Consider the following 11,929-nt stretch of genomic DNA (forward strand, 5'->3'; position numbering starts at 1 on the left):
AAGCCCTGGTGCATGATCTGACGCTTCACCGAAGGCATCAGCAACTCGACCGCCTGAGCGAAGGTGCCGACGGGTGTGTCGATGCGGTGCGGCCGGTCCTCGAGCGCGCGCACCACGATCGCGGCGGCCTGATCCGGATCCGGCACCGGAAGCGAGCGGTACAGGTCGGTCGGCGCGATCATCGGGGTCCGCACCAGCGGCATCCGCACCGAGGTGAAGGTGATCCCGGCATCCCGGTTCTCCACCGCCGCGATATCGCTGAAGTTGTCCAGCGCCGACTTGCTCGCCACGTACGCCGCGAACCGCGGCACCTTGGTCTGCACCGCGATCGAGGAGATGTTGACCACGTGCCCGAAGCGGCGCGCCCGCATCGACGGCAGCAGTCCGAGAATGAGCCGCACGGCGCCGAAGTAGTTCACCGCCATGGTGCGCTCGAAATCGTGCATCCGGTCGGTGGAGTTGAGCACCGAGCGGCGGATCGAGCGGCCCGCGTTGTTCACCAGGTAGTCGACGTGGCCGTGATCGTCGAGGACGCACTGCACGAGCTTCTCGACCGCTTCGGAGTCGGTGATGTCGCACGGGTAGGTATGGGCGACACCGCCTTCGGCGCGCACCGCCTCGGCGGCGGCCGCCAGATCGTCGTGACCGCGGGCCACCATCAGCACCGTGGCGCCGCGCCGGGCGACAGCGTGCGCGGTGGCCAGCCCGATGCCGGAGGACGCTCCGGTGATGAGCACGATCCGTCCGGCGAGCGGATCGCCGGTGACCGATACGCGGCCGCGCTGCGGGTCGAGGTGGTCGCGCCAGTACTGCCACAACCGCTCGGCGTAGCTGTCGAACGACGGCACGGTCAGACCGGAGCTGCGCAGCTGGGCCCGGGTGGAGTCGCTGATGAACTCCGCGGAGAACGAGGTGTGTGGAGCCACTTCGGCGGGGATGCCCACCTGCTCGAGCAGGAAGTCGCGCACGGCGGTGACGCCGGGGATGTGCGCGAGGCCGCTGAGCGCCAAGCCGCTGCCCGGCACCGTGCCAACGCCGGTCGGGGCGCCCGCCGCGGCGGCGAGCGCGCGGTACACCTCGCTGAAGGGCTGCGGGTCGGGGTTGACCAGGTGGAAGGTCCGTCCGTCCAGCCCGGGGCGACGGATCAGTTCCCCCATCGCGGCCGAAACATAGTCGACCGGAACAATATTCGTCGCGCCGAGATCGGGCAGCGGCAACGGCAGATCGGACGGCAGCGTGGCGAGCCGCGCGATCGCGCCGAAGAAGTAGTAGGGGCCGTCGATCTTGTCCATCTCACCGGTGCGGGAATCGCCCACGATGATCGCCGGCCGATAGACCCGCCAGCGCACGCCGCGCGACTCGCGGACCAGCTTCTCGGCGGCGAACTTGGTGCGGTGATACGGCGAGGTCAGCTGTTGCCCGAGGTCGAAGTCCTCCTCGAAGAACTTGCCCTTGTGGTCGCCCGCCACCGCCACCGAGGACACGTGGTGCAGCACCGCGCCCAGTTCACGGGCCAGATCCAGCACCGAGCGCGTGCCGGTGACGTTGGCCGCGTGCGCGGTGTCCTCGTCGGCCGTCATGTCGTAGACGGCGCCCAGGTGAACGATGTGGTCCGCCTGCGGCGCCTCGCACGCCAGGCCGAGCCCTTCGGCGGTGAGATCGCCGATCAGCGCGTAGACCCGTTCGGCGCCCCGCCAGCCCGCCGCGATATCGGTGAATTTGCCCAGTGAGGTCTCGCGCACCAGCACGTGGACGATCGCCTCGGCGTCGTTGTCCAGCAGGTCTTGCACAACCCGCCTGCCCAGGAAACCGGTTCCGCCCGTCACGATGTAAGTGGCCATCGCACTCTCCTGCTGTTCAGTCGAAACTTGTTGTCGCACAAGTCATCCGGCATGCGGCAATGGATGCGGACAGCGTGATTCGGCCCCCAGCGACAGACGTCGGGCCGAAAGTAGGAACACCTTCGTCCTGACTTATTACTGAACAGTAATCGACCGCGTACGGACCCGGCAAGCGATCATGGCCCGTTCACCCTGTGGGACTGGTCACCGTCTGCGCAGGTCAAACGGTATGTGTTACAAAGATTTCCAGTTACCTGCGTTCTGGTCGGTCGTCCAGCAACTGAACAGCGTCCGATCGGGCTACTTTTTCTCGACGCGGGCGGGCGGCGCCTGCAGTGGGGGTTTGTCGCGCAGGAACGCCTCGAAGGCGTCCAAGTCGGTCGGGCCCACCGCGGGGTCGGACCCCTCGGTGAAGACGGTGAATCCGTCGCCTCCCGAAGCGAGGAAGTTGTTGGTCGTGACGCGATACGTGGCGACCGGATCGAGCGGCTGACCTGCGATGCGGACGCTGTCTGCGACAACCTTCGCGCCCGTGGGGGCGGTATCGGAGTAGGTGTAGCCGATCCCCGCCGGGGACAGAATCGTCGATCTGCCGGAGTTGTTCCACTGCTGTTCCAGCAGGCGCAGGATCTGGCTGCCGGTCAGCGTGAGTGTGACGACCTGGTTGCCGAACGGTTGGACGGTGAAGAGGTCGCCGTAAGTGACCGGTCCCTGCTTCAGATCGGCGCGCACGCCACCCGGGTTCATGAAGGCGGCGACGGCGGCGGCCGGACCCGCCGTGACCGACAGCATGGAATCGGCGATCACATCGCCCAATGGTGAGGTGCCCGCCGGGCGCGGGTCGTGCGGGAGGGCGTTCGCGGCCGCGCCGACCACACGGCCCGCGCGCGGCCGGGACTGCTCGGTGTAGAAGTCGATCAGCGCGGTCGTCGCGGCGTCGGGCGTGACCTCGCGGGTCACCACGCGGTTGACCGCCGATGCTTGCACGCCGTCGGCGCCGAAACGCAGCGTGACGTCGGTGATGAGCCGCCCGTACGAGGCCGCCTGGGTGATCACCTTGCCGCCGATGGTGCACACGTACGGCTGGTGGCTGTGGGCGGTGAACACCGCCCGGACCGCGGGGTCGATCCGCTCGGCCAGTCCCGTCACGTTCGGGGTGACGTTCGCGCACCCGTTGTAGTCCAGCGCCGCGTTCGGCTCCGGCCGCTGGGAACCGCCGTCGTGCACCAGCGCCACGATCGCCTCGGCGCCCGCCGCCTTCAGTTCCGGCACGTAGCGGTTGATCGCGGCGGCTTCGTCGCCGAAGAGGTAACCCCGGATGCCCTCGGGCAGAACGATACTCGCGGTCTCTGGCGTGACCGTGCCGACGACGCCGATCCGATGGCCGCCCACCTCCAGCATGGTCCACGGGCGCAGCGCGGGCGGGAGGTTGCCCTGCGCGTCGGTGACGTTCGCGGCCAGATAGGAGAACTTCGCGCCGGTGAACGGGGCGCCGGGAGAACATCCGTCGAAGGCGCACCCGCCTCGTTGCAGGCGCGCCAATTCCAGGACGCCGTCGTCGAATTCGTGATTGCCGACCGCGGACGCGGCCACGCCCACGTTGTCGAGGAAGCCGATCGTCGGCTCGTCGTGGAACAGGCTGGAGATCAGCGGGCTGGCCCCGATGTTGTCCCCGGCCGCAAGCACGGCGCTGGACGGATAGGCGGCCTTCAACCGGGCGAGATGAGTGGCGAGATACGCGGCTCCACCCGCGTCGTAGTTCGCGATCTTGCCGTTGGATCCGCTCGGCGGCTGGAGATTCCCGTGCAGATCATTGAAGCCGAACAGGTGCACCTCGTCCGGTTGGGCCGCGCGCAGGTCGTTCGTCGAGATCAGGGGCACGATCCCGGCCGCAGGCGACGAGCCGGGACCGGGGCCGGGATCGGACGTCGTGCCGCAACCCCCCACCAGACCGACACCGACAAGAACGGCAAGAACCACGGCGATGCGACGGCGCGCTCTCATACCATGACTGTCCCACGTCGGCGACGTTCGCGCACGGCGGTCGAAATGCGGCTTCGCGCAGCGCGATGCGCCGCGCCGACTACTGCGCGGCCGGGAATTCCTCGGCGAGTTCCTCGAAGACCGCGGTGTTCATCGCGAAGGCGCGCCTGCCCTCGTCGAGCACGCGGCGGCGCTCCAGGTCGTCGAGCGGCAACTGGTCGAGCAGGCCACGGTATTCCCGTTTGAACGCCGCGGGATTGCCGACGCCGTCGAAGACGTAGAAGCGGACGCCGTCGCCGCGATGCGGCAGGTTCCACAACTTCTCCGCGGTGCCGCGGATGACCTGTCCGCCCGACAGGTCGCCGAGGTAACGGGTGTAGTGGTGGGCGATGTACCCGGCGGGCCAGTCGCGCGCGCACTCGTCGATGCGTTCGGCGTAGGCGGCGGTGGCGGGCAGCGGTTCCAGGCCGGTTCGCCAGCCGGGACCGAGCAGATGCGTGAGGTCGCGCTCGAGTTCGGCGGTACGGGCCAGCTCGGGCCGGATGAACGGCCCGGCCACCGGGTCGTCGGCCAGCGTCGCCCACCGCTGTTCGAGCGCGCGGTAGATGAACCAGAGCTGACCGGTGTAGCGGTGATACGAGTCGACGCCGAGCGACCCGCCGAGCATGTCGCTCATGAAGCGGGAGTTCTCCGCCTCCGCATGCTGTTGCGCGGTGGCGGTGCGGATCTGCGCCGAGAACGGTACTGCTTCCGACATGTCCGAACCACCTCACCTCACACCGGGGCCGCCACCGGATCGCGAGCCCTGACCAGTTCGATAAGAGGGTACCGGGCGGGGGTTGGGCGCGCATGCACCTCGCGGCTCAGTGCGCGGGCGCCGATCGGCGGCGGCGCCGGACGATCGGGCGGCGCAGCGAGCCGAACCGGCGCAGGATCCGCGGCCTGCGCACGGTGCGGTCGCACCACTCGCCGAGGGTGACGCCCGCGGCCAGCGCGCAGCCGATGCCGAAGGCCGACAGCAGCTGATTGCCTCCGATCACCAGTTCGTCGTTCAGCAGCGCGTAGAGCCCGCGGTAGACCTTGAGACCGGGAAGCAGCGGAGTGATGCCCGCGACGGCGACGACCAGCGGCGGTGTCAGCGCGCGGCGGGCCATCAGGCCACCGGCCAAGCCGACCAGCGTCGCGGCGACGCCGGAGGAGATCACGGGGCCGAAACCCGCCTCCTGGATGAGGACGAAGCAGATGATGCCCGCGGCGCCGCTGCCCGCCGCGGCGGCCAGCGCCCGGCGTTCGGCATAGCAGGCGAGCGCGAACGCCAGTGCCGCCACCGCACCGGCCAGAATCTTCACCGGCAGGTCGGTGATGTCGCGGGCGGAGGTCAGGTAGACCGGCGGCACGGTGGCGTCGAGCAGATCGGCGATGCGCAGGGTGAACGCGATGCCCGCGATGATGCCGCCGGTCATCATCATCACCTCGAGCATGCGGGCCGTTGCGGTGATGGGCGCGCCGGTGATCGCATCCTGCACCGAGCCCACCAGTTGCAGTCCGCTCAGCAACACGGTGATCCCGGCCGCAATGATCAGGGTCGGGTCGACGTCGATCCGCAGGCGCACGGCCAGACTCGCCAGCACGATGGCCGGGATCGCCGCGATGGCGCCGCCGACCATGTGCTGGAAGAAGAACGGCAGCCCGTAGCGATTGAGAACGCGATTGGTGCGGTCGATCGCCGCGGTGGTCGCGAAACTGACCGCGGCCACGAGGGCGCCGCCGCCGAGCAGCGCGGCGATCGCCGCCGCCATCAGCGACCACGCCGCGGTGGCGGTCCAGCGGTGGTACGGGTGCGGCGCCGAGGTGATCGCGTCGAGTGCGGCGCGGGCCTGATCCGGCGGGACCACCTCGTTGCGGATCCGGCGGGTCAGCCGGTCGACGGCGGCGAGCCGGGTGAAATCCAGGGCGCGGTAGTGCACGATCCGCATGGTGCTGGCCGGCGGCAGCGCGGGGCCGCGATCGGCCCAGATGCGGATGGCGTCGTAGGTGACGTCGATGCTGCACCGGGACAGCCCGTAGGTGGCGGCGATGAACCGCACCGTGGTGGTGGTGTCCACCACGCCGGTGCCGGAGGCCAGCACGACTTCGCCGACCCGGACCGCGAGGTCGAGGACTTCGGCGACCCTCGCGTCGTCGGTGAGGTCGATCGGCTGCAACGGCGTCGGCGCGGTGACGATGGTGTCCGCGGTCGCCTGCCGGTCCGCGACCAGCATGCCGACGGCCTGGGTGACGACCGGGATCGGCCGGGCGCGCCGCAGGCGAAGCCCGCGACGCCAGCCGAGGTGATCCACCCGTCCGGTGGTGACATCTCCTACGGAAGTTGCCTCAGGACTCATGGAGGCGAACCTAGTCATCCGATGACTTTTCGGCATCCGTGCGGGTCGCGGCGGGCGCGCCGGCCGCGACCGCCCTTGGTCGGACCGCCGATCCGTGGTAGAACTTGTTCTAATTTCGGCGATGGGAGCGCGTACGGTGCGGTACGGAATCGTGTTGTTCACCAGCGATCGGGGCATCACCCCCGCGGATGCGGCAGTCGCCGCCGAGCGTGCCGGATTCGACACGTTCTATGTGCCCGAGCACACGCACATCCCGGTGGTGCGCGCCGCGGCGCATCCGCGCACCGGCGACGCGAGCCTGCCCGACGACCGTTATCTGCGGACCCTGGACCCGTGGGTCGCGCTCGGCACCGCCGCGTCCGTGACCGAGCGCATCGGGTTGTCCACCGCGGTGGCGCTGCCCGCCGAACACCATCCGATCACGCTGGCCAAGACCATCGCCTCGCTGGATCATCTGTCCGGCGGCCGGGTCAGCCTCGGCGTCGGATTCGGCTGGAACACCGACGAACTGGCCCACCACGGCGTGCCCGCGGGCAAGCGCAGGACGGTGCTGCGAGAGCATCTGGAAGCCATGCGTGTGCTGTGGACCGAGGAGGAAGCAGACTTCGACGGCGAGTTCGTCACCTTCGGCGCCAGCTGGTCCTGGCCGAAGCCGGTGCAGAAGCGCATTCCGGTCCTGCTCGGCGCGGCGGGTACCGAGAAGAACTTCACCTGGCTGGCCAAGCACGCCGACGGATGGATCACCACGCCCACCGAGGACGACCTGGACCAGAAGATCGCTCTACTGCACCGGATCTGGCGCGAGCAAGGGCGTGCGGACCGTCCCGAGGTGATCGCGCTCGCCGGGCGGCACGACGCGGCGCAACTGGCGCGCTGGGCCGAATCCGGTGTCACGGAAGCGGTTTTCGGACTACCCGACCGCCCCGCGGACGACGTGCGCGCCTACCTCACGCGCCTGGCCGGGAAGCTGGGAATCGAGCACGCCGGGTGACACGGCTCGGCACGCGGCGACACCAGCCGCGTCTGCGGAACGGTCGGCACTTACCGGTGGCGGCTGTACGGTGCGGCGGGGCAGCCGACGCGCCGGTCGCGCCGCGCGGCGAAAGGCATTCCGACCGGGAGTGACCCGCGCGAAGCGGGTTCGCGCGGGCCACGGAGGACGCCGTCAGCGCAGGTCGCGGCGGCGGAAGGCGGCGATGCCGACAGCGAGCAGGACCGCGGCGGTCGCGAGCAGCCACAGCAGCGGCTGGGCTCGGAATTCGGCGCCGGGCACCTTCGGCGGGTGGACGAACGGCACGAGATCGAGCATCCAGTGCGGCAGGCCGTCGAGCGAGCCGACGAAGAAGATCACCACCATGGCACTGAGCACACCCCACGCGACCGGGGCGAACCGCGGTGCGACGCCGTAGATCGCGACCGCGATGCCGGTGACCACCCACACCGCGGGCACCTGCACGGTGGCGGCGGCCAGCGACTGGCCGAGTTTCGTGCCGAGGTCGCCGTCCGCGGCGCCGTAGACGACGCCGATCGCCAGCCCGGCGACCAGCAGTGCCGCGGCGGGGCCGAGCAGCGCGAAGCCGATGTGGCTCAGCGCGTAGCGGACCCGTCCGACAGCGCCGGACAGGGTGGCCTCGACCCTGGCGCTGGTCTCCTCGTCGTGCAACCGCAGGGCGGCGGAGATCGAGTAGGCGGACGCTGCCGCGGCGAGCATCGTGATCGCGTAGGTGACGAAGGACTGCTGCAGCTGCTGTGAGCCGCCCATCCGGGTGACCATGTCACGGATGGACGCGCTGCCGTCGAGCATGTCGCCGATGCTGTTGACCGCGCCGCCGATCAGCAGGCCGTACAACGCGAAGCCCACCGTCCACGCCAGCAGGGTGCCGCGCTGCAACCGCCAGGCCAGTCCGAACGGGCCGGACAGGATGGCCGCCGCCGCGGACGGCCCTGGACGCTCGGCGATGAGCCCGGAACCGACGTCGCGATGGCCGAGCAACGCGTAAGCCGCGGCGGTGCCGAGCACCCCGAGGGCGGCGAAGAGCAGCAGTACCCACCACCGTTCCTCGGCGTACGGGCGGATCTGCAGCGACCAGCCGATCGGCGAGAACCAGGACAGCACACCGTTTCCGGCGTCGCCGACGGCCCGCAGGGCGAAGGCCGCGCCGAGCGCGCCGAACGCCACGCCGCGCGCGACCCTGGCACCGGCGCTGACCTGGGCGGCGACCGCGGCGACAGCCGCCCAGACGATGCCGGACGCCGCCAGGGCGGAGCCGAAGGCCACCGATCCCGCGGCGGGCAGGTCGGTGCCGTACAGCGACACGGCGCACACGATTCCGGCGAGCAACGCTCCCGAATAGGTCATGAGCAGGGTGGCGGTGAGACCGGCGTAGCGTCCGATACTGGTGGCGCCCACCAGTTCCGCGCGTCCGGTCTCCTCCTCGACGCGGGTGTGCCTGATCACCGTGAGCACCGTGGCGATGGCGATCATAGTGTACATGGCGCCGGCCTTCCAGGTGCCGATCGACCCGAGCGCCGAGCTGAACACCGGGCCGTACATGGCGATCAGCGCGGGACTGTCCGCCGTTGTCCGGGCGAAGCTGTCCAGGGACGCTTGGTTGTCGTAGAGACCCTTGATGCTGACGACCTGGAACGCGGGCATCAGCCCGATGAGCAGCGTCCACAGCGGCAGCACGATCCGGTCGCGCCGCAGGTACAGCCGCAGCAATTGCCCGGTGCCCGCGAAGTCGCCGGATACGCCGAATGCCGGCGCCGCGGCGCGGCCGGCGATGGCGGTGGTCATGCTCGCACCTTCTCCCCGGTGGCCGCGCCGGACTCGGCGCCGTGGCCGTCGACGTGGTAGTGCCGCAGGAACAGCTCCTCGAGCGTCGGCGGCGTGCTGGTCAGGCTGCGCACACCCGCATCGCCGAGCACCCGGATCAACTCGCCGAGGTGCTCGTTGTCGACCTGGCAGCGCAGCGTGTGGTCGTCGAGTTCGATGTCCTCGACACCCGGGATCCGGCTCAGATCGCCGGCGTCCCCGGTCAATTCGGCGGTGATCGACGTGCGCGACAGGTGGCGCAGATCCGACAGCGACCCGCTCTCCACCGTGCGTCCGGCCCGGATGATGGTCACCCGGTCGCACAGCACCTCGACCTCCGACAGGATGTGGCTGGACAACAGGACGGTCGCGCCGCGTTCCTGCGCCTCGCGCACGCACTCCCGGAAGACCTGCTCCATCAGCGGGTCCAGTCCCGAGGTCGGCTCGTCGAGCAGCAGCAGCGGCGCGTCGGAGGCCAGCGCCGCGACGAGCGCGACCTTCTGGCGGTTGCCCTTGGAGTAGGTGCGCGCCTTCTTGCGTGGGTCGAGATCGAACCGCTCGATCAGCTCGTCGCGCCTCTTCTCGTCCAGGCCGCCCCGCATCCGGGACAGCAGATCGATGGTCTCCCCGCCCGACAGCGCGGGCCAGAGCGTGACATCGCCTGGCACATAAGCCAATTCACGGTGCAGCGCGACCGCGTCGACCCACGGGTCGCGGCCGAACAGCCGAGCCTGCCCCCCGCTGGCGCGCAGAATGCCGAGCAGTACCCGGATGGTGGTGGACTTGCCCGCGCCGTTGGGGCCGAGGAAGCCGTGGATCTCGCCGTCGGCGACGGTGAGGTCGAGGCCGTCGAGCGCGGTGACGTGACCGAAAGTCTTGCGCAGGTCGCGGACTTCGATGATGTCGGACATCACTTCTCCTTGGTGAATGTGTCCAAGATCGTGGGATCGGTGAGCAGCCCTTGGGTGTAGAACTCCAGGGCCGGTGGGGTGAGTTCTTCGGTGAGTTCGCGAATCGCCTTGCGATAGTCGATCGTCTCGTCGCGGTGCTGGCGCATCTGCATGTACAGCATGGTCGCGCCGACGTTCAGCATCATCAGGTATCGGGCGCGCGCCGCCGGGTCGCGGCTCGGTTTGACCCTGCCCGCCTCGACCGCCTTCTCGAGGTATCCCTCGGCATCGGCGGCCATGTGCTCGAACAGTGATTCCGCCATCGGTCCCCCCGCCTGCAGGCTGCGCACCATGTAGGCGACCAGCGGCGCGTACGACTCGACCTCGGCCAAGGCGTCGAGCATGCCCGCCTTCATGGAGGTCGCGGTGATCGCTTTCACCTTCTCGTCGCGGATCAACTGCAGGACCCGGTCGTCGCAGGCGGCGCGCAGGCCGTCTTTGGAACCGAAGTGATGGTTGACCAACCCGGGGGAGACGCCGGCGGCGGCGGCGATCTTGCGGACTCCGACCTGGAATCCGTGTTCGCCGAACACCTCGATCGCGGTATCGCGAATGCGCGCCGCGGTGGTCAGATCCTCGGCGGATCCTTGCGGAACGGGCTGTTGGTTAAACACATGTTCAGTATATTAAACAGTCGTTCAACGGTCTAGCAAGGGGTTGCGCCGACTTGTCGTGCGTCACGGTTTGCCGCCCGTGTACGGGGCTATCGTCGAGACATGACTAGCGGCACGGCGACGACGGCGAACCACCTGCGAGCGGCACTCGACGGACCCTGGGCGGCCGTCCGGGAGGAAGCCCGGACCCTGCTGGCGGGGGAGGAGTTCACCGCCGATCCCTATCTGGACTACAAGGCCGCTCGGGCACGGGTGCTCGAGCAGATGAAGGCCATCTCCACGATGGGCTTCGCCGAACGCGGCTTCCGCCGGGAGAACGGCGGTACCAGTGAGCCGGGCGCCGCGGTGGTCGGCCTGGAGATGCTGGCGTACGCCGACCTGTCGCTGTGGGTGAAATCGGGCGTCCAGTGGGGGCTTTTCGGCGGGGCCGTGGAGAATCTCGGCACCGAACGGCACCGGGAGTACATCGAGCGGTTGATCTCGCTGGATCTGCTCGGCTGCTTCGCCATGACCGAGTCCGGGCACGGCAGCGACGTCGCGAATCTGGAGACCACGGCGACCTACGACCCGCAGACCCAAGAGTTCGTGGTGCACTCGCCGACGCCGTCGGCGCGCAAGGACTACATCGGTGGCGCGGCCGAACACGCCAGGATGGCCGCGGTGTTCGCGCAGCTGATCACGCAGGGCGAGAACAAGGGCGTCCATTGCCTGCTGGTTCCGATCCGGGACGAGAACGGCGCCGACCTGCCGGGCGTGACCACCTACGACGACGGCCTCAAGGGCGGCCTGCCGGGCGTGGACAACGGGCGCATCGTCTTCGACCACGTGCGCGTGCCCCGGGAGAACCTGCTCAACCGCTACGCCGACGTCGCCCCGGACGGCACCTACAGCTCCGAGATCGAGAACCCCAGCCGCCGGTTCTTCACCACGCTCGGCACCCTGGTCCGCGGCCGGGTGAGCGTCGGTGGCGCCGCGGCGGCGGGCGCGCGCGTCGCCTTGAGCATCGCGGTGCGCTACGCGTTGCAGCGCCGCCAGTTCTCCGATCCGGACACCGGCGTGGAGACCGTGCTGCTGGACTACCGCAGCCATCAACGCCGCCTGCTGCCGCTGGTCGCGAAGTCCTACGCGCTCGCGTTCGCGCAGAACGACTTGGTGCGCCGGATGCACCTGGTGCAGACCGGCCAGAACCTCGAGGCGGGGGCGCAGCGGGCGCTGGAGAAGCGCGCGGCGGGCCTGAAGGTCGCGCAGACCGAGCACGCCACCCGTGCCATCCAGGAATGCCGCGAAGCGTGCGGCGGTGCGGGCTATCTCACGGAGAATCGGCTGGTCACGTTGAAGGCCG

9 protein-coding genes are annotated in these 11,929 nt (G+C 69.6%); 2 read left to right on the plus strand and 7 right to left on the minus strand.

Features of this window, described 5'->3' with window-relative positions; translation table 11 throughout:
• From ON21_RS11540 to ON21_RS11555, 4 genes are all read right to left on the minus strand, one after another.
• Positions 1–1,841 (minus strand): SDR family oxidoreductase (locus tag ON21_RS11540; protein WP_039797812.1); only part of this gene is annotated, 1,841 nt, incomplete at its 3' end.
• 300 nt (positions 1,842–2,141) lie between these two features.
• Positions 2,142–3,845, minus strand: a complete 1,704-nt coding sequence (locus tag ON21_RS11545; protein ID WP_051020700.1) for a bifunctional metallophosphatase/5'-nucleotidase — start codon at positions 3,843–3,845, stop codon at positions 2,142–2,144.
• 79 nt (positions 3,846–3,924) lie between these two features.
• Positions 3,925–4,581, minus strand: coding sequence for a biliverdin-producing heme oxygenase (locus ON21_RS11550; protein WP_039797813.1), 657 nt, complete (start codon positions 4,579–4,581; stop codon positions 3,925–3,927).
• Positions 4,582–4,687: 106 nt separating this feature from the next.
• Positions 4,688–6,085 (minus strand): threonine/serine exporter family protein, encoded by a 1,398-nt coding sequence (locus ON21_RS11555; RefSeq protein ID WP_039797819.1) that lies wholly within the window; start codon positions 6,083–6,085, stop codon positions 4,688–4,690.
• Between the two features lie 259 nt (positions 6,086–6,344).
• On the opposite strand from ON21_RS11555, the gene ON21_RS11560 reads away from it, so the two are divergent.
• Positions 6,345–7,199 (plus strand): LLM class F420-dependent oxidoreductase, encoded by an 855-nt coding sequence (locus tag ON21_RS11560; RefSeq protein WP_039797820.1) that lies wholly within the window; start codon positions 6,345–6,347, stop codon positions 7,197–7,199.
• A 174-nt stretch (positions 7,200–7,373) separates the two neighbouring features.
• Here ON21_RS11560 and ON21_RS11565 read toward each other — a convergent pair whose 3' ends face one another.
• From ON21_RS11565 to ON21_RS11575, 3 genes are read right to left on the minus strand one after another with little or no spacing between them, the layout of a single operon-like run.
• Complete coding sequence (locus tag ON21_RS11565) at positions 7,374–9,005, minus strand: ABC transporter permease (RefSeq protein ID WP_039797814.1); 1,632 nt, start codon at positions 9,003–9,005, stop codon at positions 7,374–7,376.
• Entirely contained in the window at positions 9,002–9,934 is a 933-nt protein-coding gene (locus ON21_RS11570) for an ABC transporter ATP-binding protein (protein WP_039797822.1), read from the minus strand. Before ON21_RS11570 ends, ON21_RS11565 begins: the two co-directional genes overlap by 4 nt.
• Positions 9,934–10,587 (minus strand): TetR/AcrR family transcriptional regulator, encoded by a 654-nt coding sequence (locus ON21_RS11575; RefSeq protein WP_039797815.1) that lies wholly within the window; start codon positions 10,585–10,587, stop codon positions 9,934–9,936. The genes ON21_RS11570 and ON21_RS11575 overlap by 1 nt, the downstream gene beginning before the upstream one ends.
• A 102-nt stretch (positions 10,588–10,689) precedes the next feature.
• On the opposite strand from ON21_RS11575, the gene ON21_RS11580 reads away from it, so the two are divergent.
• Positions 10,690–11,929: acyl-CoA dehydrogenase family protein (locus tag ON21_RS11580; RefSeq protein ID WP_039797817.1), on the plus strand; the 1,240-nt coding region annotated here is incomplete at its 3' end.

Source organism: Nocardia araoensis NBRC 100135, from assembly GCF_000308435.1.
Taxonomy (GTDB): domain Bacteria; phylum Actinomycetota; class Actinomycetes; order Mycobacteriales; family Mycobacteriaceae; genus Nocardia; species Nocardia araoensis.